The organism is Phreatobacter sp., from assembly GCF_027532945.1.
Lineage (GTDB): Bacteria > Pseudomonadota > Alphaproteobacteria > Rhizobiales > Phreatobacteraceae > Phreatobacter.
Genome location: NZ_JAPZTZ010000009.1, coordinates 67,219 through 89,110 on the forward strand (window position 1 = coordinate 67,219; position 21,892 = coordinate 89,110).

The window sequence follows — 21,892 nt, forward strand, 5'->3', positions numbered from 1 at the left end:
GTGGACGGCGATCGCAGGCGAAGGGCTAGCAAGGGTGAGGCCAACCCGGCCGGGCTGGCGCAAAGCCGCAGATTTCGGGGATTGGGAGTGACCAGCCGAATTCACGAGAATTCGTGATTGACGAAAGATCGTGAAAGCGATCACGATAAATCGTCATCATCTGGAGGTCCGCCGTGATCCCGACCGCTTCACCCGCCGGAGCCGCCTTCACCGCGCTCGCCGAGGCCGCACTGGTCATCGATCCCGGCTCGGCCGCCATCGTCGACGCCAATCCGGCTGCCGAGCGCCTGCTCGGCTATCCCGCAGCCGCGCTCCGGGCGCTGCGCGTCACCGATCTCCACCGCGGCCAGCGCCCGGCCCTCGTCGTTTTCACCGAGGAGGTTCTGCACAAGGGCGTCGCCCACACCCGCAGCCTCTCACCGCTGAAGGCCGGCGGCGGCACGCTGCGCGTCGAATATGCCGCTACCGTCCTGCGCGCCGGTGCCGAGCCGCTCATCCTCCTGACGATGGTCGACCTCGAGGCCCGCCTTCGCCGTGACATCGATGCCGATGCCGACGGCACGCTCCGCCAGGGCATCGACGAGTGGAAGCGGGTCGAGCGCCTGTTCCACACGATCGAGAAGGAGAACCAGCTCATCCTGAAGGCGGCGGGCGAGGGGATCTATGGCGTCAATGCCGATGGCAAGACCACCTTCGTCAATCCCGCCGCCGAGGCGCTGCTCGGCTGGACGGCGGACGAGCTGGTGGGCAAGGACATGCATTCGCTTGTCCACCACCACCGCGCCGACGGCTCGCCCTACCCGAACCAGGCCTGCCCGATCTACGCCGCCTTCCGTAATGGCGCAGTGCAGACGGTCACCGACGAGGTCTTCTGGAAGAAGGACGGCACGCCCCTCTGGGTCGAATATACCTCGACGCCCATTCGCGAGCGCGGCGCCATCATCGGCGCCGTGATCGTCTTCCGCGATGTCAGCCAGCGTCGCGAGGCGGAGGAAAAGCTGCGCCAGGCCCTCGCGGAGGTCGACAGCTTGCGTGAGCGGTTGGAGCGCGAGAACGCCTATCTCCAGGAGGAGATCCGCCTCGAAAGCAATCACCGCGGCATCATCGGCCGCTCCGCCGCCATCCAGAAGGTGCAGCGGCAGATCGACCTCGTTGCCCCGACCGACGCGACTGTTCTCGTCACCGGCGAATCCGGCACCGGCAAGGAGCTGATCGGCCGCGCCATCCACGAGGCGAGCAGCCGGCGCGATCGGCCGCTGATCCGCGTCAACTGCGCCGCCATCCCGCGCGAACTCTTCGAGAGCGAGTTCTTCGGCCATGTGCGCGGCGCCTTTACCGGCGCGCTGCGCGACCGCATCGGCCGGTTCGAGCTTGCCGATGGCGGCACGCTCTTCCTCGATGAGGTCGGCGAGATCCCGCTGGAGCTCCAGGGCAAGCTGTTGCGCATCCTCCAGGAGGGCCAGTTCGAGCGTGTCGGCGAGGAGCGCACCCGCAGCGTCGACGTGCGCGTCATCGCCGCGACCAACCGTGACCTCCGTGCCGAGGTGCGGGCAGGGCGCTTCCGCGAGGATCTCTATTTCCGCCTCGACGTCTTCCCCATCCACTCCGCGCCCCTGCGCGAGCGGATCGACGACGTCGCCCCGCTCGCGCTGCATTTCCTTCGCCATGCCGAGCGCAAGCTGAAGGTCTCCGGCCTCGGCCTGTCGGAGGGCGATGTCCGGCGCCTTGCCGCCTATGACTGGCCCGGCAATGTCCGAGAACTACAAAACGTGATCGAGCGCGCGGCGATCCTCGCCCGCAACGGCCGCCTTGCCATCGACCTGCCGGGGAGTGCGCCGCGCCGCACCGCTCCCGAGCCGATCGTGGTGCCGGCCGATGGTCTCCTCACCGAGGAGGAGCGGCGCCAGCGCGACCGGCGCAGCCTCGTCGCGGCCCTTGAACTTGCCGGCGGCAAGATCTCCGGTCCGGGCGGCGCGGCCGAGCGGCTCGGCCTCAGGCCCACCACCTTCGCCTCGCGTCTCAAGGCCCACGGCCTCGACCCCCGAGCCTGGCGCGGCATGTCCTATTCGTCCGTCTGAGCATGGCAGATACCCGTTGACGTTGCTGCGACGGATCGCCGCAACGCTCACTCATCCCGGCCCGAGCCGGCTACAGACTTGCGGCCTGTCGCCTCATCCTTGGGCACGGGGGCCGACATGCAACGGTGTCGTGGCACCGTGATTCCGGTCATTTGACGCAATGCGTGACGCCTGAAGCGGCACGCACCTCGGTACGTTGCCACCGATCAGCTCAGCTGATGCAAATTGTCACAGAGATTGATGGGCCCGTTGAAAAGCTGGCCGTCATGGGCAGACCTTGGCGCAGCTTCCGGGACGCACCGGTGGCCAACGATTGCCCCGCCGACCCCTCGTCCGGCGAGCGGGACCTCATCAGGAGAGTTGGGAATGATAAGGAACTTCGTCCTGGCGGGCCTCGCGGCCTCCGCCCTCGTCTTCGGCCCGACGGCCGCCGAGGCCGGCCGCGATCTGGACGCCATCAAGGCCCGCGGCACCATCCGCTGCGGCGTTCAGGGCCCGTCCAACCCCGGATTCGGCGTGCCGAACGCCCAGGGCGTCTGGGGCGGCTTCAACGTCGAGATCTGCCGCGCCGTCGCCATCACCATCTTCAACGACCCCTCGAAGGTCGAGTTCGTGCCGGTGACGACCCAGTCGCGCTTCCCCGCGCTGACCAATGGCGAGGTCGATATCCTCTCCAACAACTCCACCTGGACGCTGACCCGCGACACCGGCGTCAACCGTTTCAACTTCCCGGCCATCGTCTTCTTTGACGGCCAGTCCGTGATGGTGCCGCGCCGCCTCAACGTCACCTCGGCCAAGCAGCTCAACGGTGCCACCGTCTGCGTGCAGCCGGGCACCACCACCGAGCTGAACCTCGCGGACTATTTCCGCCAGAACAACATGACCTTCCGCCCGGTGGTCATCGAGGCGCTCGACGAGCTGCGCCGCGCCTATGACCAGGGCCGCTGCGACGTCTTCACCAACGACTTCGCCGCGCTCGCCGCTGCCCGCGTGCTGCTCACCAACCCGCGCGACCACGTGATCCTGCCCGAGCGCATTTCGAAAGAGCCGCTCTCCCCCGTCGTCCGCCAGGGTGACGAGGAGCTCACCAACATCGTGGCCTGGACCGTCTTCGGTCTCATCGACGCCGAGGAGTTCGGCATCACCCAGGCCAATGTCGACCAGATGGCCACCACCGCCACCGATCCGCGCATCCGTCGCCTGCTTGGCACCGAGCCCGGCATGAGCGCTGCCCTCGGCGCCGCCGATGCGGGCTACATGCGCGCCATCATCAAGGCCTTCGGCAACTACGGCGAGATCTTCGAGCGCCATCTCGGCACGAACACGCCCCTTGGCCTGGAGCGCGGCCTGAACCGCACCTGGACCAACGGCGGCCTGCTCTACGCCCCGCCGGCCCGCTGATCGCGCCTCACATGACCGTCGGCCCCGGGGCGCGCCACGCGCCCCGGGGTTCGCCATACCGGGCACGGGATTTGCGAAGCCCCGTCGCCAACCGCCGCCGCCCCGGGACAGTGCCATGACCACAACCGACCGCCCGACTGCGCCGAAGACGGCGTTCTGGAACGATCCCGTCAAACGCGGGCTCGCCCTGCAGGCGGGGCTGGTGCTCTTCGTCGTGGTCGTCGTCTGGGCCGCCTTCAACAACATGTCGGCCAATATGCTGGCCCGTGGTCTCACCTTCGGCTGGGACTATCTCGGGCGGCAGGCCAACTTCGCCATTGGCGAGGGGCTGATCAGCTTCGCGCCCACGGATACCTATGGCCGCGCCATCGTGGTCGGCCTGCTCAACACGCTGCGCATCGCGGTCGTCGGCATCGTTCTGGCGACGCTGCTCGGCGTCGCGGTCGGCGTGATGCGCCTGTCCTCCAACCCGCTGCTTGCCCGCATCGTTGCCGGCTATGTCGAGGTTGTCCGCAACACGCCACTGCTGCTGCAGCTCTTCCTCTGGTACGCCATCATCAACGCCCTGCCGGGCCCGCGTCAGGCCTTGCCGGTGGGACCCGGCATGTTCCTGTCGAACCGCGGCATGAAGATGCCTTGGGTCGAGTGGTCGCCGGCGCTTTGGCCGGCCATCTGGGCCCTCGTCGCCGGCATCGTGGCCAGTGTCGTCGTGGCAAAGGCCCTGAAGCGCCGCCGCGAGGCGACCGGTGATGCCCCGCCGGTGCTGCCCATCGCCGCCGGCCTGATCCTCGGCCTGCCGTTCCTCGCCCTCGCGGCCCAAGGCTTCCCGGCAACGCTCTCGGTGCCGGTTCTGCAGGGCTTCAACTTCTCCGGCGGCGTCGAGCTGTCCCCGGAATTCGTGGCGCTGCTGCTCGGCCTGGTGCTCTACACCGCCGCCTTCATCGCCGAGATCGTCCGCGGCGGCATCGTCTCGGTGTCGAAGGGCCAGTGGGAAGCCGCCAATGCGCTGGGCCTGCCGGCACCGCGCATCATGCGTCTCGTCATCCTGCCGCAGGCGCTCCGGGTCATCATCCCGCCGCTCACCAGCCAGTATCTCAACCTCACCAAGAACTCGTCGCTGGCGGTGGCAATCGGCTATCCCGACCTCGTCCACGTCTCCAACACGACGATGAACCAGACCGGCCGGGCGGTGGAGGTGATCCTCGTCTTCGCCGTGGTCTACCTGACCATCTCCCTTGTCACCTCGGCCTTCATGAACTGGTACAACGGCCGCGTCGCGATCCGGGAGCGCTGACCCATGAACCCTCCCGTCGCCCCCGCCACCTTCACCGCCTTCGTCGCCAGCGAGCGGCTCGCCGACCTGAAGCCGCCGGCGAGCGTCCGGCCCTCCTGGCCTGTCGCGCTCCTGCGCACCTATTTCGGCACACCCGGCAACGCCGTCATCACGCTCGTCTGCCTCGGGCTCCTCGCCTGGCTGCTGCCGCTGTTCCTGTCCTGGGCGCTGTTCAACGCCACCTTCGTCGGCACGGCCGCCCAGTGCCGCGAGGCGGGCGGCGCCTGCTGGGCCTTTATCGGCGAGAAGTTCTGGTTCTCGGTCTTCGGGCTTTATCCCTTCGAGCAGCGCTGGCGGCCCGCAACCGTCCTGGTGATCTTCGCAGCCATGGTGGCGCTCTCGACGCAGCGCGCCTTCTGGCGGCGCGAACTCGTCTATGGCTGGCTCGGCGTGCTCGCGGTGATGTGGGGCCTGATGGGCGGCTCCGTCCTCGGCATAGGCATTCCCGGCCTCGAGCCGGTGGCGACGCGGCTGTGGGGCGGCTGGCTCGTCACCATCTTCCTCTCGGTCTTCGGCCTCGCCATGGCCTATCCGATCGGCATCATGCTGGCGCTCGGCCGCCGCTCGAAGCGGCCGATCGTCCGCGCGCTGTCGGTGGCCTGGATCGAGTTCATCCGCGGCGTGCCGCTGATCTCGCTCCTGTTCATCGCCACCTTCATCGTGCCGCTCTTCATGCCGCAGGGCGTCGAGATCGACCGGCTGATCCGCGCGCAGATTGCCTTCATCGTCTTCGCCGCGGCCTACATGGCCGAGGTCTTCCGCGGCGGCCTCCAGGCGATCCCCAAGGGCCAGTTCGAGGGCGCCGCCTCGGTCGGCCTGAACTATGCGCAGACCATGCGCTTCATCATCCTGCCGCAGGCGCTGAAGATCACCATCCCCGCCCAGGTCAACACCTTCATCGGCCTGTTCAAGGACACGACGCTGGTGCTGATCATCGGCATCTTTGACTTCTTCACGACGCTGCGCTCGGCGCTGGGCGACTCCAACTGGCTGGGTTTCGCGACGGAGGCCTATCTCTACGCCGCCTTCGTCTATTTCATCGCCTGCTACACGATGAGCCGCTATTCCCAGCGCCTCGAAAGCGATCTCAGCCCGGAAAAGGTGCGCTAGCGGCCGGTCACAGCAGCAGCGTACCCGACGCCTCCGCATCCAGCGGCCATTTCGGCCGGGCGATGCGGGAATAGGCATGGGTCTCGTAGCGCTGGGTCGAGGGGCCTTGCGTCTCCGAATAGAAGACGTGCGAGGCGATCGGGCCATAGCCGGCCATGAAGTGCTGGGCGGATTTCAGCACCAGCAGGCGGTAGGATGACGGGTCGAGCCCGAGGGCAGTGAACAATTCGCGTCCGAGCGCCTGGCAGCGGTTGGTGTTCATGATGACGGTGACGCCGCCGATCCGCACAGCGGCGAGGTCGCCGACCGGCGCCTTGGCCTCGCCGAAGCTCTGATGCTGGTCGCGGGCGACCGCCAGCACCTCGCAATCCGCATCGACCGGATCGCCGGAGAGGTCCGAGGTCTTGCCGCCGATGCGCAGCCGCAGCCGCGCGCCGGGGCCAACGGCGAGGCAGAAGGCCACCGCCTGAGGGTCCCAGAGCGGCGCGACCGCGACATTGTCGAGGCCGCGGGCGATCAGCTCCCGCAGCGCCAGCGTGTTGTCGGACGCCGATCCACCGCCGGCATTGTCGGCAGGCTCCGCGATGATCGCGGGGCCTTTTGCCGTGTCTGCGGCGAGGGCGAGATCCAGCGCATCGACGAAGTCGAGATTGGGCGGAGCCGTCCTGCCGCGCAGCGCGATGATCTCCTCGCCGAGCTGGCTGGCAAGGACCGCGCCTTTGGCCTTGTCACCGTCGCTGTAGACCAGCATTCGCGAGCCCATGTCCGGCACATCCGCATGGGGGAAGCCGTGGACGAAGGATACGGACAGGATGCCGTCGCGTCCCTCGAAGCTCTTCTGTCGCGCCACGAAGGACAGGTTTGGCTCGGAGGTAGTCGGATAGAAGGCGATCATGCCGCAGTCGTAGAGCGATGCGACCGGCCGGATCTCGCCGCGGATCGTCTTCAGCACCAGGGTCAGCAGTTCTTCCGCGCGCGGCAGGATGTCGACATGCGGATATTCCTTGAAGCAGACGATGATATCGGCGAGGCCGACGCGCTTCGCGGTCATGTGGCAATGCGGGTCGAGCTCGACGCCGATGACGCAGGTCGGCCCGACCAGCGCCCGAACCCGCTCGAGCATGTCGCCCTCGCAGTCGTCATAGCCATCGGCCACCATCGCGCCGTGCATGCCGAGGAGGACGCCGTCGACGGGCAGCGCGGCCTTCAGCTGGGCGAGGATCTCCTCGCGCATGGTTTCGTAAGCGATGCGTGTCGTCGGTCCGGCCGGCTGGGCGAAGAAGCACGAGCCCTCCACCAGCATGAAGCCCTCCTGCTGGGCTCTTTGGCGGGCGACGAAGAGCGGCGCGGTGCAGAGCGTCGGTTTGTCGGTCGGGTGCTCGCCCGGTCGGAACGCGATGCAGGTCAGATAGCTGTCGAGCGAGGTGGGGATCGGCGAGAAGGTATTGGTCTCCGTCGCGATGCTGGCCGTGAAGATGCGCATGGCTGCCGTGTTCCCTGAGGGTCTGCCCAACGTTTCGCCTTGACCCTTTCATGGGCGAACGTGCTTTTCCACGCAGGCGCTGGCGCGGAGGCCATCCGTTCCGCGCATGCCTCAATCAACAGGGAAGGGGATCCCGTTGAGTGCATTGACCATCGGCGTCGTCGGCCTCGGGCGCATGGGCCTCGGCATGGCCGCCAACGCGGCGGCCAGGGGCTTCCGCACCCTCGGCAGCGATCCTTCGCCCGAGCGGGTCGCCCTCGCGCAGGCGAAGGGCGTTGTCGCCCTCAGGCTCGCCGACCTCTTCGCCGCGAGCGACGTCGTGATCGCCTCGCTCCCCACCGCCGATGTGGTGGCGACAGTGGTGGAGGCTCCCGATGGTTTCCTCGCCAAGGCGCCCGAGGGCGCCGTCTTCGTCGATACCTCGACCTCCGAGGCCGGGGTCTCGCGCCGGCTCGCGGTCCTTGCGGCTGAGAAGGGGCTCGGCTTCATCGATGCACCTGTCTCCGGCGGCCCCGCCGGTGCCGAGGCCGGCACGCTCACCATGATGATCGGCGGCGAGGCCGGTCACCTCGCCCGCGTCCTGCCGGCCCTGGAGGCCATCAGCGCCAAACGGCTCCATGTTGGCGGTCCGGGTGCGGGCAATGTCGCCAAGCTCGTCAACAATCTCCTCGTCGGCGCTCACCTGCTGACGGTCTCCGAGGCCGTGCGCCTGTCGGAGGCCGCCGGCGTTCCCGCCGCCGACGTTCTGGCGGTGGTCAATGCCGCCTCCGGCCGCTCGGCCGTCTCCGAGGTCAACTATCCCCGCTGGGTGCTGAACGGCGGCTTCGATTCCGGCTTCACCATGGGGCTGATGCGCAAGGATGTGCGCCTCGCTGCAGCCCTCGCGACCGAGGTCGGCGTGGACCTGCCGGTGAGCGACCTCGTCGCCCGCATCTGGGCGGACAGCGCCGCGCTGATCGCCGATGGCGAGGACTTCAACCGCATCGTCGAGGACAGGCAGGCCCCATGACGCTCCATCACCGTCCCGACACCGCCGCCCGTGTCGCGGCGCTGTTCGCCTCCCTCGTGCCGGGCGGCGTCATCGGCTCGCGCATCGCCGGCGAAACCGTGGCAGGGGCCGGCGAGACCATCACCCTCGTCGATCCCGTCACCGGAGCGCCCTTCGCGACATTCCGCGACGGCGGCGAGGCGGTCGCGGCGCAGGCGCTGGAGGCCACCGTGCCCGCCTTCGCCGCATGGACCGCCACGCCGGCTTCCGCGCGCGGCCGCATCATCTGGGCCATCGGGCAGGGGGTGCGCGCCAAGGCGGCGGCCCTCGCCGAACTCGAGACCCTCGCCTCCGGCAAGCCGATCCGCGACACCCGCGTCGAGGTCGCCAAGGTCGCGGAGATGTTCGAGTACTATGCCGGCTGGGCCGACAAGCTGCACGGCGACGTCATCCCGGTGCCGACCTCGCATCTCAACTATGTGCGGCGCGAGCCTTTCGGCGCCGTGGTGCAGATCACCCCGTGGAACGCGCCGATCTTCACCGCGGGCTGGCAGATCGCTCCCGCCATTGCCGCCGGCAATGCCGTGGTGCTGAAGCCCTCCGAACTGACACCCTTCACCTCGCTGGCGCTCGCCGTGATCTGCAAGGAGGCCGGCGTGCCGAAGGGCCTCGTCAATGTCCTCGCCGGTCTGGGGAGCACGACAGGCGCCGCCGCAGTCGCCCATCCGCTGACCCGGCTCGTGGTCTTCGTCGGATCGCGCGAGACCGGCGCGCGCATTGCCGCGACGGCGGCGAAGCGCGTCGTGCCAACCCTGCTGGAGCTTGGCGGCAAGTCCGCCAACATCGTCTTCCCCGATGCCGATCTCGACCGCGCCGTGCTCGGCGCGCAGGCGGCGATCTTTTCCGGCGCCGGCCAGTCCTGCGTCGCCGGTTCGCGGCTGTTGGTCCACCGCTCCATCCACGCCGAGTTCGTCGAGCGCCTCGCCAAGGCCGCGCCGCGCATCCCCGTCGGCGATCCGCTCGACGAGGCGACCCAGATCGGCCCCATCGTCCATGGCGGCCAATGGGCAAAGATCGACGACATGGTGAAGGCCGGAGTGGGCGAGGGCGCGGTCATCGCTGCCGGTGGCGGCCGGCCGGAGGGCCGCGGGGAGGGCTTCTTCTACGCGCCGACCGTCCTCGACCGCGTCGCGCCCACCATGGAGATCGCCCGCGAGGAGGTCTTCGGCCCCGTTGTGGCGGTCACGCCCTTCGACTGCGAAGAGGCGGCCGTGACGCTCGCCAATGCCACCGACTATGGCCTTGCCGGCGCGGTCTGGACCCGCGATGTCGGCCGCGCCCATCGCGTCGCCGCCAAGGTGCGGGCCGGCACGTTCTGGATCAATTCCTACAAGACAACCAATGTCATGAGCCCCTTCGGCGGCTTCGGCCAATCCGGCTACGGCCGGTCGTCAGGGCTCGAGGCGCTCCACGCCTACACCACCACCAAGAGCGTCTGGGTGGAGACGGCCGAGGCGCCGGCCGTGGGCTTCGGCTATGCCGGCTGATCCCGTGGCCCCGATGACCGAGATCCTGACTGTCGCCGGCGACAGCCGCCTCCTCGCCAACCCGGACCTCGACCGGACCTTGCCCTATGGGCCGGAGCAGCGGGCCATCCTGTCGCTGGAGGGTGGCCGGGCCGCCCATGCCGCCATCTCGGCCTGGGACGGCTATGCGCCGACGCCGCTCCTCTCCTTTGACGCCCTGGCGCGCGAGGCGGGGGTCGCCTCGATCCTCTACAAGCACGAGGCCCATCGCTTCGTGCTCAAGAGCTTCAAGGCGCTCGGCGGCGCCTATGCGGTGGAGCGGCTGGTCGCCGGCCGCGGCTCGGCGGAGGGCCTCACCGTTACCTGCGCCACCGACGGCAACCATGGCCGCGCCGTCGCCTGGGGCGCGCGCCGGCTCGGGGTCCGCGCGGTTATCTATGTCCACGAGACGGTGAGTGAGGGCCGCACCGACGCCATCGCCGCCTATGGCGCCGAGGTGCGACGGGTGCCCGGCAATTACGACGATGCCGTGCGGGCATCGGCGGAAGCCGCGGCGGCGAATGGCTGGACTATCGTCTCCGATACGTCCTGGCCGGGTTATGACCTCATCCCGCGCGATGTCATGCAGGGCTATGCGGTGCTTGGCATCGAGGCGGAGGCGCAAGGGGCACGTCCGACCCATGTCTTCGTCCAGGGCGGCGTCGGGGGCATTGCCGCGGCCATCCTGTCCTGGACCTGGGAGAGCTTTGGCGCCGACCGGCCGGTCCTCGTCGTGGTCGAGCCAGATCGCGCCGCCTGCCTCCTTGAAAGCGCCGCCGCCCGCCGCTGGACGACGGTTGGCGGCGACCTCGACACGATAATGGCGGGTCTCGCCTGTGGCGAACCCTCCGAACTCGCTTGGGCGCTGCTGTCACCCGGCGCCGACGCTTTCATGGACATCCCCGACGGACGCGCAGCCGACACGATGCGCCGTCTCGCCGATCTTGGCGTGGCCGCCGGTGAATCGGGCGTCGCGGGCCTTGCCGGGCTCATGGCAGCCGCCGCCGACCCCGCGGCGCGGGCGCTGCTCCGGCTCGACGCCACCTCGCGCGTCCTCTGCATCGGCACCGAGGGCGCCACGGACCCCACCATCTATCGCAAGATCGTCGGCCGCAGCGCCGAAGAGGTCGAAAGGGACGCCGCATGAGCCGCATCGTCACCGTCGGGGCCGCACAGATGGGCCCCATCCAGCGCGCCCATTCTCGGGCGCAGGTGGTCGCTCGCATGGTGGAGCTGATGCGTGAGGCGGCCTCCCATCGCTGTGACCTCGTCGTCTTCCCCGAACTGACGCTCACCACCTTCTTTCCGCGCTGGTGGATGGAGAGCCAGGAGGAGATCGACGCCTTCTTCGAGCGCGAGATGCCCTCGAACGAGACGGCGCCGCTCTTCACCGAGGCCAGGCGCCTCGGCATCGGCTTCTCGCTCGGCTATGCCGAACTCACCCCCGAAGGGCGGCACTTCAACACCGCCATCCTCGTGAACAAATCCGCAGAGATTGTTGGGAAATATCGTAAAATTCATCTGCCGGGCCATGCCGGTCACGAGCCGTGGCGGGCCTTCCAGCACCTCGAGAAGCACTATTTCGAGGTCGGTGACCTGTCCTGGGGCACCTGGGACGCCTTTGGCGGCACCATGGGCATGATGATCTGCAACGACCGCCGCTGGCCGGAGAGCTACCGGGTCATGGGCCTTCAGTCGGTCGAGATGATCCTGCTCGGCTACAACACGCCGCGGCACAATCCGCCGGCGCCCGACCATGACCGGCTCTCCGAGTTCCACAACCAGCTGGTCATGCAGGCCGGCGCCTACCAGAACGGCACCTGGGTCGTCGGCGTCGCCAAGGCCGGGGTGGAGGAGGGCTGCGAGATGATCGGCGGCTCGTCCATCATCGCCCCCACCGGCGAGGTGATCGGCCAGGCGCTGACGCAGGACGATGAACTCGTCGTCGCCCGCTGCGACCTTGACCTCACGAAGAGCTACAAGGCGACGACCTTCAATTTCGAGATGCACCGCCAGCCCGAGCAATACCGCAGGATCGTCGAACAGCGCGGCGCGGTGAAGGCGGGGGGGGGGTGAGGCCTACTCCGCCGCCTGGCTGGCCTCGGCCTCCCAGCCCACCAGCTTGCCGGGATTCATCAGCCCGTAAGGGTCGGCGAGGCGCTTGAATTCGGGCTGCGGCGCATCGATCCGCTTCCAGCCGGCATTGTTCAGCACATAGGAATGGGCGTTGGAGGATTGCACGCCGCCCTCCGTCGCCCGCGCCATGATGGCGTTCAGCCGCTCGGTCGTGGTGTATTTCACCAGCGCCAGCGAGGAGGTGATGACCTTGCCCTCGCGCCGCTGGAATTCGAGGTGCAGCAGCACGTCCTCGTCGAATTCCTTCGCGGTCCATTCCACCAGCGCCACATTGTTCGGCGCGGGGAAGCGCAGCTGGATGTAGGTGATGGCGGGGTCCATCTTCAGCGCGTGCAGCGTCGTGTGGTTCCAGGTGTATTCGTAGAGCGGCCCCGGCCCGCCGCGCCCGTGATGGGTGCCGAAGGCGACCGCCTTGGCCTCGGCCGCACCGCGCCGGAACGTCACCTCGCCCTTGTGGTCGGCGATCAGCAGGTCGAGCGTGTCCGCCTGCGGCTCCGAGACCATGAGGATGGCGAAGGCCCGGCCCTCCGGCAGATAGGGCGCGAGGCGCTTCAGGTAGGGCCCGATCCGCGCGTCGTGGACCGAGACGAGCTTCTTGGCGATTCCCTCGCATTCCATGAAGGCCTGGCCGAAGCGGGCGGCGGCCATGAAACTGTCGAAGGTGACGATTCGCTCGGCCCAGTCATGGGCGGGGGCTGTCGGCATTTCCACCTCGGTGATGATGCCGTTGACCCCATAGGCATGCATGACCTTGAGGATCTCGCGGCCACGCAGCTCGATGAGCCGCGGCTCCTCCTCCACCGTCATCACCTCAAGCGCCGTCACCGCGCCGAGATTGTCGATCTGGCCCCAGGTGCAGGAGCCGACGCCGGCCGCGCCGCCCGCGACGAAGCCGCCGATGGTCGCCTGCGCCCGGGTCGAGGGATGGAACCGCAGTTCCTGCCCGTCGGCATCGAGCATCTTGTCCATGTCGAGCATGTTGGCGCCGGCCTCGAAGCGGCAGCCGCCGGGCCGGGCGAAGATCTTCCGGTCGAGCTTGCGCATGTCGACCACCACGCCACCGGCGAGCGGGACGGCCTGGCCGTAATTGCCGGTGCCGCCGCCGCGGATGACCAGCGGCACCCGGTGGCGCGCGCAGGCCGCGGCGATGCGACGGAGCTCGTCCTTGGTCGCCGGCGTGACCACGAGGTCGGCCACCTTGCCCTCGAGTTCGGGTTTGAGCACCGGCGAGAACCAGAAGAAGTCGCGGCTCGCCATGCGGAGCGTTGCGGCGTCGTCCGCGATGGCGAGGCCGGCGAGGTCGGCGCGCAGGCGGTCGAGGGCTGTCATGGGCGAACTCGGGGCTACCAGGGCGAGGGCAGGGGAGGGTCGCACAGTGCCAAATCCTGATCCATGCCGCCATGCCCGTCGGTGCAGCCGTGGCCCGCTGTCGCAGGGGAGCCTATTCGCCGCCTTCAGTGGCAGATTGCCTGAACCTTAGGCATTCCGCCGACGCCGCCCCGCGCTATAAATGGAGGATAAGTCGGCACGGGCGTTGCTCCCGTCGAGATCATCGCGTTCAAGGGCCGGCAAGGCCCGCACCAGGAGAGGTCGCAATGCCCGCCACGTTCCCCCGCACCAGCATGACCCGTCGTAGCGCCCTCGCCCTCGGCGGCGCCGTTTCCGCCGCCTATCTGATGCGGTCGGGGATGGTCTCCGCCCAGGGCCTCGACAAGGTGTCCTACCAGACCAATTGGCGCGCCCAGGCCGAGCATGGCGGCTTCTACCAGGCGGTCGCCGCCGGCATCTATCGCAAGTACGGCATCGACGCCGACATCCGCATGGGCGGCCCTCAGCAGAATCCCTCGCAGCTCCTGCTTGGCGGCCGCGTCGACATGATCATGTCGAACTCCTTCGAGGCCGTCCGCTACGTGCAGGAGAACCTGCCCTTCCTCTGCATCGCCTCGATCTTCCAGAAGGACCCGCAGGTCATCATCTGCCACCCCGGTGTCGGCAATGACAGCCTCGCCGCACTGAGGGGCAAGACCATCCTGGTGGGCGCCGGCGGCCGCACCTCCTACTGGCCCTATCTCAAGGCCCGCTTCGGCTTCACCGACGAGCAGGCGCGCCCCTACACCTTCAACATGGCGCCGTTCCTCGCCGACAAGAACATCTGCCAGCAGGGTTTCCTGTCTTCCGAGCCCTTCGCCATCCAGCAGCAGGGCGGCGTGAGGCCGCTGGTTCATCTGATCGCTGACGCCGGCTTCGCCAACTACAACACCACCATCAACATCTCGAAGAAGATGGTCGACGAGCGCGCCGACGTGGTGCAGCGCTTCGTCACCGCCTCGCTCGAGGGCTGGGCCGAGTACATGAAGGGCGGCCCCGCCGTCGCCGAGGCCAACAAGCTGATCATGCGCGACAACCCGGACATGGATCAGGCCAAGATCGACTATGCGATCAGGGTCATGACCGAGAACGGCATCGTCATGTCCGGCGACGCCACGACGCTCGGCATTGGTGCCATGACCGATGCGCGCTGGCAGACCTTCTACAACCAGATGCGCGATGCCGGCGTCTTCCCCGCGGGCGTCGACTTCAAGCGGGCCTATGACCTGCGTTTCGTCAACAAGGGTGTGGGCAAGTCCTGATCGTGAGCGACGCCATTCCCGACGGGACCCCGGTGGCGGCGGGCGGCAGGCCGCTCGTCGCCATCCGCAATGTCTCCAAGCAGTTCGCCAACGGCACCATCGCCGTCCGCGACGTCAATCTCGACCTCGCGGCGGGCGAGTTCGTCAGCCTTCTCGGCCCGTCGGGCTGCGGCAAGTCCACGCTGCTGCGCATGATTGCCGGCCTCGGGGATCCGAGCGTCGGCACCATCGACTGGATGGGCTCGGCCCATGACGCCTGGGGCAAGCCGGCGCGAGAACTTGGCTTCGTCTTCCAGGACCCGACGCTGATGCCCTGGGCCACGGCGCTGGACAATGTCGTCCTGCCGCTAAAGCTCGCCGGCACCAACCGTGGCGAGGCAGCCGCCCGCGGCGCCGAGATGCTGTCGCTCGTCGGCCTCAAGGGGTTCGAGACAAGCTATCCGCGCGAGCTTTCGGGCGGCATGAAGATGCGCGTGTCCATCGCCCGCGCGCTGGTGACTCATCCACAGATCCTGCTGATGGACGAGCCCTTCGCGGCGCTGGACGAGATCACCCGCCACAAGCTCAACGACGATCTCCTGCGCCTGTGGGAGGCGAACCGCTTCACCGCAGTCTTCGTCACCCATTCGGTCTTCGAGAGCGTGTACCTGTCGCAGCGCATCGTGGTGATGGCGGCGCGCCCCGGCCGGGTGATGGCCGACCTCAGGGTCGGCGCGCCCTATCCGCGCGACGACATGTTCCGCACCTCCGCCGACTACGCCCATTGGTGCCGCATCGCATCCGAGACCCTGAAGGAGGCGATCTCCGCATGACCGACGCGACGCTTCCGCAAGCCACGGTCCCGCATGACGGCACCGACGCCGAGGCACGGCCGATCTTCCGCGAGGACCGAAAGGTCCTGGGCATCTCGACCGAGACCTGGCCGGGCATCCTTGCCCCGCTCGGCATCGGCATTCTCGCCCTCTCGGCCTGGGAGTTCATCGTCTGGTGGCGGGCGATCCCGCCCTTCATTCTTCCCGGCCCGCTGCTGATCGCGAAGACGCTGGCCGCCGACTGGACGACGCTCTCGGCCTCGCTGTGGATCACGCTGCGCATCACCGCTGCGGCCCTGATCGCCGCCGTCACGCTCGGCGTCGGCCTCGCGATCCTGTTCACCCAGTCGAAATGGCTGGAAAAGTCGCTCTTCCCCTATGCGGTCATCCTGCAGGTGACGCCGGTCGTCTCCATCGCGCCGCTGATCATCATCTGGGTCGGCGACATCAACCTGTCGCTGCTGATCTGCGCCTGGATCGTCGCCTTCTTCCCGATCCTGTCGAACACGATCCTCGGCCTCAACTCGGCCGACCACAATCTGCGCAACCTCTTCGAGCTCTATGGCGCCTCGCGCTGGCAGACCCTGCGCTACCTGCGCCTGCCGGCGGCGCTGCCTTACTTCCTCGGCGGCCTGAAGATCTCGGGCGGCCTCGCGCTGATTGGCGCCGTCGTTGCCGAGTTCGTCGCCGGCTCCGGCGGCAATGCGTCGGGCCTCGCCTATCGGATCCTCGAGGCCGGATATCAGCTGAAGATCCCGCGCATGTTCGCCGCGCTCATCATGATTTCGGCCTCGGGCATCGCCATCTTCCTCGCCATCAGCTGGGTATCGCACATGCTCCTGCGGCGCTGGCACGAGAGCGCGCTGAAGCGGGAGAACTGAGGGCGGGGGGCGAGCCCGCGAGGGGCGCGTTGCACCACGCAAGTGCGTCCTTCGAGGCTCGCCGTTGCATCGGGCGAACGCGACAGGCGTTCGCCTCTCGCGACCGCTCGCACCTCAGGATGAGGCAGGTTGCGCCTTGCGGCCCCGGCGGTATGCGGGCGCCGCAACGCTCTGAGCGTGCGATTTGCCACGCACTGTCCTTCCTCATCCTGAGGTGCGAGCGAAGCGAGCCTCGAAGGACGCACTCGGGTGCTGCTAGTCACACCATCGGGGGGAGTGTTGCGGGCAAGGATCTTGCGGCAAGGCCGCCCGGACCCTTCGCCTGTCCCCCGAGCCTTCACACGCCCGCCATCGCCGCCTTTACCTTGGCGATGAACCCAGCCCGCTTCTCCGGCGTTGCGACGTTCATGTGGTAGAGCGCGCAATAGCAGCGGCGCGCCTTCCAGCCGGTGAACCACCAGAGGTAGCGCATGACGATCTTCTTCGGCGGATCGCCCATCCACATCGCGTACCAGAACGGCCGGCCATAGGTGACGATGCCGGTGATGGACCTGATGTTCCCGAGCAGCGGCTTTACGGCCGCGGGGTCGGAGATGTCGAAACCGACACCCGGCATGAACATCCGGTCGAAGAAGCCCTTGAGCATGGCGGGCGGGCCAAAACTCCAGGTCGGAAACTGGATGACGATGGCTTCGGCCGCGCGCAGCCGGGCGATGGTGGGCTCGAGCCCTTCCTGGTTGCGGCTCTCGTCGTGATAGCGACGCCGCGCATCGGCGGAGAGGACCGGGTCGAAGCCCTCTGCATAGAGGTCGAGCAGATCGACCTCGTGCCCAGCTGCGGCGAGGGCTGCGAGCGCTTCCGTGCGGATCGCCGCGTGGAAGCTCTCGGGGAGGGGGTGGCAGTAGAGATAAAGGACGCGCATGGATCAGCCTGAACGGGGAGGGGCGTCGTGCCGTCGCAAGCCGCGTGCCGTCGTCAGCGCACAGGCACGTAGCTTTCCATCTTGCCGGGATTGAGCAGGCCCATCGGGTCGACCTCGGCCTTGAAGCCGAGTTGGTCGGCCTCGGCGCGCTTGTGCCGCGAGCCGCCCTCCAGCCCATAAACATGGGGGTTCGCCACCATCACGCCGCGCTCCTCGTGCATGCGGATGATCTCGAAGAGCCGCTCCGGTGTGGTGTAGCGCACGATCGGCAGGGCCGAGCAGGTGATGCGCCCGGCAAAGCGGATGAATTCGAGATGCGGCAGCACCTCGCCCTCGAACAGAGCCGCCATCTCCATCACGCTCTCCTCCAGGCGGTCCTGCGGATAGAGAAGCTGGAGATAGGTGACGGAGCGGTCGGTCTTCAGCCACTGCAGCGTCGTGTGGTTCCAGGCATATTCGTAGAGCGGCGTCTCGGTCGGCTCCTCGCGCGACGGCGCGGCATAGGTCTCGCTCCCCCTTCCGGCGAGGATCGCCCGGAAACTGTCGAGGAACGGCGCGGCGATCATGCAGACCAGGATCGACTTCCCCTCCGGACAGGCCTCGGTCAGGGCCGTGAACTGGGACGGGATCGGCCAGGCAATGGGGGTGACGAGCTTCTTGACCACGCCATCGGCATGGGCGACGTCGCGCCCGGCGCGGAAGGCCTCGGCGAAGCTGTCGAAGGCGACGATGACATCGATCCAGGGCCAGGCCGGCGCGGTAGGCATTTCAAGCTCGGTGATGATGCCGGTCGTGCCATAGGCACGGTTTACCTTCTGTGCAGCGTCCTGCCGGAGTTCAAGGATCCGGGGTTCCTCCTCGATGGTGACGATGCGCGCGGCGAGAATGTTGCCGGGCTCGCGCAGGCCCCCATAGGCGACGGAGCCGACGCCGCCGGAGCCGCCGGCGACAAAGCCGCCGATGGTGGCGGTGCGCTTGGTCGAGGGGTGCATGCGCAGCTCAAAGCCGTTCGGCCGGATCGCCTGGTCGAGGGCAAGGATGTTGGTGCCGGCCTTGACCCGCACCGAGCCCGGCTTCTGCCAGACGACGCCGGTGATATCGGTCATATCGAGCAGGACCCCGCCGGCGAGCGGCATGGCCTGGCCGTAATTGCCGGTGCCGCCGGCCCGCGCCGTGACTGGGATCCGCAGCTTCGCGCAGGCCGCAACCGTCCGCACCACGTCGCTCTCGTCCCGCGGCTTCACGACGATGTCGGCCGAGACCTCCTTCAACTGCTCCGCGAGGATCGGCGAGTACCAGAAGAAGTCGCGCGAGCGGCGACGGATCAGGATCGGGTCGCGAATGACGGGGATGTCGCCGAGAAGGGCCTCGAGGGCCGCAAGGTCGTGGGAGGCGCGTTCGGGGCGCTGATGCAGGGTCATGGGGAGGATCCGGATGATCGCGGACCATCGCAGGAGGGACGCCATCCTGCAACCTCACCCGCAGAAAACGCATGTGCAGTTAACGTGGAGGAAAGAGAATTAGCAGAAGGTTACGGGAAATTCTGGAGGAAAATTGTGCAGATCAAGGCCAAGCTCTTTGCCATCGTTGGTGGTTTGACAGCTGCATCGCTCATTGTTGGCGGAGTCGCCGCCTACGGCTTCCAGCGCTATCAGTCGGTTGTGGAGGAAAGCCAGCGCACCGCCCGCGTCACGCAGCTGGCCGAACAGGCCAACGGCCTGATCTACGCCGTGGTCATGGAGTAGCGTGGCATCTACATGTCGGCCGACAAGGCCGTGCTCGAGCGCTTCGCCGCCAACCAGGATCGGGAACTGACCAAGTTTCGAACGGTGATCGGCGAATGGGCGGGCCTCGCCCGTCCCGAGGACGAGGCGATCAAGCAGCGCCTCCTCGCCCAGACCGAAACCTTCGTCCGCCTGCGCGGCGAGCTCGCCGCCGCAGGTCGCCAGTCCGGCAACACGGCCGCCCGCGCCATTGGCGACAATGATGCCAACCGCACGACCCGGCAGCAGCTCAACACCGAAATGGCGGCTTTCGCCGATGTGAATGCCCGCCGCGCCACGGCTCTCGCGGCGGAAGTGGAGGCGACGCGCCGCCAGCTGACCTGGCTCATCGCGGCGACCGTCGCCCTTGCCCTCCTTGCCGGCCTTGCTGCCTTCTGGACCATCCTTTCCGGCGTCACCCGGCCGCTCGGACGCCTCACCGCGGCGGTGGACGGCGTCGCCCATGGCGATACCGCGGTTGCGGTGTCCGACACCGAGCGCAATGACGAGATCGGCGGTCTCGCCCGCTCCGTCCTCGTCTTCCGCGACAATGTCCGCGAGGTCGAGCGGCTCAAGGCCTCCGAGGCGGAACGCGAGGCCGAGGCCCGCGCCCAGCGCACCCGCGACATGGCAGCGCTCGCCGACGAGTTTTCGGCCACCGTCCAGTCCGTGGTCACCACCGTCACCCGCTCGGCCGATGCCATTGTCGGCAATGCCTCCCGGGTCGGAGAGGTCGCCGCCAACGTCAACGACCTCGGCCGCACGGTTGCCACGACTTCGGCGGGCGCCACCCAGTCGGTGGAGAGCGCTGCGACCTCGGCCCAGGAACTCGCCAGCTCCATCGGCGAGATTTCGAGCCGCACCGCCCAGGGCCAGCAGATCGCAGCCTCCGCGGTCGAGCAGGCCTCCCGCACCGGCGAGATCGTCGGCACGCTGGTCACCTCGACCCAGAAGATCGGCGAGGTGGTGAGCCTCATCAATGCCATCGCCGCCCAGACCAACCTCCTCGCCCTCAACGCCACCATCGAGGCGGCGCGGGCAGGCGAGGCGGGCCGGGGCTTCGCGGTGGTTGCAACCGAGGTGAAGAGCCTCGCCGCGCAGACCTCCAAGGCGACGGAGGAGATCGCCAGCCAGATCGGCGCGGTTCAGGCCGTGACCGGCCAGGCGGTGGCAGCCATCGAGGCGATCAACAAGACGATCGGCGAGATCAATTCGGTGTCCTCCTCGATCATGGCGGCGGTGGAGGAGCAGTCCGCCGTCACCAACGGCATTGCCGGCTCGGTTGCGGATGCTGCCGACGGCACCCGTTCTGTGGGCACCGATATCGGCCGCGTCACCCGCGCCGCCGCCGAGACGAGCGACGCCGCCCGTGCCATGACCGAAGCCGCCCGCCAGTTGGAAGCAGGGTCGAGCCAGCTTGGCACCGCCGTCTCGGGCTTCCTTGGCCGCATTCGCGCGGCCTGATCGCGCCGGGCACTCTCAAAAAAGCAAAAGGCCCGGCTCGAGCCGGGCCTTTTCGTTGTGACCAGGCGGGGTGATCAGGCGGCGCTGAGCTTGCGGAACTTGTTGGACCGCTTGGGGTGCCACCACTTGCCGGCGACGACCGTGCCCTCGGAGACGATCTTCTTGTCGCCGATCAGGTGCTCGCCGACCACGTCCACGTAATCGAACTTGCCGTCCTTGATGGTCAGGATCGTCGCATCGCCGACCGAACCCGGCTTCAGTGTGCCGAGTTCGGGGCGCTTCAGCGCCATGGCCGCATTGACCGTGGAGGCGGCGATGACCCGATCCAGCGGCATACCCATGCACAGGAACTTCGACAGGGTCGTCACCTGATCGAAGGCCGGGCCCTCGATGCAGAGCGTGTGAACGTCGGAGGAGATGACGTCCGGCTCGAAGCCGCCGGCCAGCATGGCGCGCGTCGTCTTGAACGAAAACGAGCCCTTGCCGTGGCCGATGTCGAAGATGACGCCCTTCTTGCGGGCGGCGATGACCTCCGGCTTCACCGCCCCTTGCGCGGTGCAGGGGGCGTTGGGGAAGGGGCGGAAGGCGTGGGTCAGCACATCGCCCGGGCGCAGGCGGCCGATGACATGCTCATAGGACGGCGGCGGATGGTCGATATGGGCCATCAGCGGCATCCCCACCTCGTTGGCCACCTGCAACGCCATGTCGAGGGCCGCCTCACCATTGGTGCCGGAGGAGTTGCGGCCGACGCGCACCTTGATGCCGACGATGAGGTCGCGGTTCTCGTCGGCGACGCGGGCGCAATCCGCCGGGTTGAGCATGTCGATCTCGCGGCTCTCGCCGACCATGACCTTCTTGTCGAAGCCGTAGATGCCGGCATGGCTGACATGAAGATAGGCGAGGATTCGCACCTGGCTCTTCTCGATGACGTGCTTGCGGAAGCCCATCCAGTTGCCCGGACCCGCCGAGCCCGTGTCGATGGCGGTGGTGACGCCGGAGGTGCGGCAGAACTCCTCGGCATCGATGCCGAGCGAGGTGCCGCCCCAATAGACATGGGTATGCAGGTCGATGAGGCCGGGCGTGACGATATAACCGGACACGTCGCGGATCTCTGTGCCAGCATCCGGCTTCAGGTCCTTGCCGACCGCCGCCACCTTGCCGCCGGCGAAAGCGACGTCGCGGATGCCGTCGATCTTCTGCGAGGGGTCGATCACCCGGCCACCGCGCAGGATCAGGTCGAAGGTCATGGAAGGCTCCGCTAGCTGTGGACGGTCGGATGGGCCCGTTGCCGCATCTCGCCGCGGGCGTCAGATTGCGCGGCGGGCA

18 protein-coding genes are annotated in these 21,892 nt (G+C 68.0%); 13 read left to right on the forward strand and 5 right to left on the reverse strand.

Going from position 1 to position 21,892, the window contains the following annotated elements; genetic code table 11:
• Positions 1-173 precede the first annotated feature (173 nt).
• The 4 genes from O9344_RS07050 (at position 174) to O9344_RS07065 (ending at position 5,922) form a co-directional block, all read left to right on the forward strand.
• Positions 174-2,078 (forward strand): sigma 54-interacting transcriptional regulator, encoded by a 1,905-nt coding sequence (locus O9344_RS07050; RefSeq protein ID WP_298474617.1) that lies wholly within the window; start codon positions 174-176, stop codon positions 2,076-2,078.
• 366 nt (positions 2,079-2,444) lie between these two features.
• The gene (locus O9344_RS07055) at positions 2,445-3,479 is read left to right on the forward strand and encodes an amino acid ABC transporter substrate-binding protein (RefSeq protein WP_298474619.1); all 1,035 of its coding nucleotides are present in this window, start codon (positions 2,445-2,447) and stop codon (positions 3,477-3,479) included.
• A gap of 115 nt (positions 3,480-3,594) precedes the next feature.
• Positions 3,595-4,773, forward strand: a complete 1,179-nt coding sequence (locus O9344_RS07060; protein WP_298474621.1) for an amino acid ABC transporter permease — start codon at positions 3,595-3,597, stop codon at positions 4,771-4,773.
• A 3-nt stretch (positions 4,774-4,776) separates the two neighbouring features.
• Positions 4,777-5,922 carry an amino acid ABC transporter permease gene (locus O9344_RS07065; protein WP_298474623.1) on the forward strand — a complete coding sequence of 382 codons (1,146 nt, stop codon included), beginning with the start codon at positions 4,777-4,779 and terminating at the stop codon, positions 5,920-5,922.
• 7 nt (positions 5,923-5,929) lie between these two features.
• On the opposite strand, the gene O9344_RS07070 is transcribed toward O9344_RS07065, so the two are convergent.
• Entirely contained in the window at positions 5,930-7,405 is a 1,476-nt protein-coding gene (locus O9344_RS07070) for a M81 family metallopeptidase (RefSeq protein ID WP_298474625.1), read from the reverse strand.
• A 106-nt stretch (positions 7,406-7,511) separates the two neighbouring features.
• On the opposite strand from O9344_RS07070, the gene O9344_RS07075 reads away from it, so the two are divergent.
• From O9344_RS07075 to O9344_RS07090, 4 genes are read left to right on the forward strand one after another with little or no spacing between them, the layout of a single operon-like run.
• Positions 7,512-8,414 (forward strand): NAD(P)-dependent oxidoreductase, encoded by a 903-nt coding sequence (locus O9344_RS07075; protein WP_298474626.1) that lies wholly within the window; start codon positions 7,512-7,514, stop codon positions 8,412-8,414.
• Positions 8,411-9,940, forward strand: coding sequence for an aldehyde dehydrogenase family protein (locus O9344_RS07080; protein ID WP_298474628.1), 1,530 nt, complete (start codon positions 8,411-8,413; stop codon positions 9,938-9,940). Before O9344_RS07075 ends, O9344_RS07080 begins: the two co-directional genes overlap by 4 nt.
• Positions 9,941-9,953: 13 nt before the next feature.
• The gene (locus O9344_RS07085) at positions 9,954-11,105 is read left to right on the forward strand and encodes a diaminopropionate ammonia-lyase (RefSeq protein WP_298474630.1); all 1,152 of its coding nucleotides are present in this window, start codon (positions 9,954-9,956) and stop codon (positions 11,103-11,105) included.
• Positions 11,102-12,034, forward strand: coding sequence for an N-carbamoyl-D-amino-acid hydrolase (locus O9344_RS07090; RefSeq protein ID WP_298474632.1), 933 nt, complete (start codon positions 11,102-11,104; stop codon positions 12,032-12,034). The genes O9344_RS07085 and O9344_RS07090 overlap by 4 nt, the downstream gene beginning before the upstream one ends.
• Before the next feature lie 3 nt (positions 12,035-12,037).
• On the opposite strand, the gene O9344_RS07095 is transcribed toward O9344_RS07090, so the two are convergent.
• On the reverse strand, positions 12,038-13,423 hold the full coding sequence (locus tag O9344_RS07095; RefSeq protein WP_298474634.1) for an FAD-binding oxidoreductase: 1,386 nt from the start codon (positions 13,421-13,423) through the stop codon (positions 12,038-12,040).
• A 266-nt stretch (positions 13,424-13,689) separates the two neighbouring features.
• Between O9344_RS07095 and O9344_RS07100 the strand changes: the two genes are divergently transcribed.
• From O9344_RS07100 to O9344_RS07110, 3 genes are read left to right on the forward strand one after another with little or no spacing between them, the layout of a single operon-like run.
• Positions 13,690-14,724: an ABC transporter substrate-binding protein gene (locus O9344_RS07100; RefSeq protein WP_298474636.1), complete on the forward strand. Its 1,035-nt coding sequence runs from the start codon at positions 13,690-13,692 to the stop codon at positions 14,722-14,724.
• 2 nt (positions 14,725-14,726) lie between these two features.
• Positions 14,727-15,536 carry an ABC transporter ATP-binding protein gene (locus O9344_RS07105; RefSeq protein ID WP_298474638.1) on the forward strand — a complete coding sequence of 270 codons (810 nt, stop codon included), beginning with the start codon at positions 14,727-14,729 and terminating at the stop codon, positions 15,534-15,536.
• A complete protein-coding gene (locus O9344_RS07110) occupies positions 15,533-16,417 on the forward strand; it encodes an ABC transporter permease (RefSeq protein WP_298474640.1) in 885 nt (294 codons plus the stop codon). Before O9344_RS07105 ends, O9344_RS07110 begins: the two co-directional genes overlap by 4 nt.
• Positions 16,418-16,754: 337 nt before the next feature.
• Here the strand turns inward: O9344_RS07110 and O9344_RS07115 are convergent, their stop codons facing one another.
• Both O9344_RS07115 and O9344_RS07120 read right to left on the reverse strand, forming a co-directional pair.
• Positions 16,755-17,339, reverse strand: a complete 585-nt coding sequence (locus O9344_RS07115; protein WP_298474642.1) for an NAD(P)H-dependent oxidoreductase — start codon at positions 17,337-17,339, stop codon at positions 16,755-16,757.
• A gap of 53 nt (positions 17,340-17,392) precedes the next feature.
• On the reverse strand, positions 17,393-18,760 hold the full coding sequence (locus O9344_RS07120; protein ID WP_298474644.1) for an FAD-binding oxidoreductase: 1,368 nt from the start codon (positions 18,758-18,760) through the stop codon (positions 17,393-17,395).
• Between the two features lie 135 nt (positions 18,761-18,895).
• On the opposite strand from O9344_RS07120, the gene O9344_RS07125 reads away from it, so the two are divergent.
• On the forward strand, positions 18,896-19,084 hold the full coding sequence (locus O9344_RS07125; RefSeq protein WP_298474646.1) for a hypothetical protein: 189 nt from the start codon (positions 18,896-18,898) through the stop codon (positions 19,082-19,084).
• 12 nt (positions 19,085-19,096) lie between these two features.
• The gene (locus O9344_RS07130) at positions 19,097-20,566 is read left to right on the forward strand and encodes a HAMP domain-containing methyl-accepting chemotaxis protein (RefSeq protein WP_298474648.1); all 1,470 of its coding nucleotides are present in this window, start codon (positions 19,097-19,099) and stop codon (positions 20,564-20,566) included.
• A gap of 74 nt (positions 20,567-20,640) precedes the next feature.
• Here O9344_RS07130 and O9344_RS07135 read toward each other — a convergent pair whose 3' ends face one another.
• Positions 20,641-21,813, reverse strand: coding sequence for an amidohydrolase/deacetylase family metallohydrolase (locus O9344_RS07135; RefSeq protein WP_298474651.1), 1,173 nt, complete (start codon positions 21,811-21,813; stop codon positions 20,641-20,643).
• Positions 21,814-21,892: the final 79 nt, after the last annotated feature.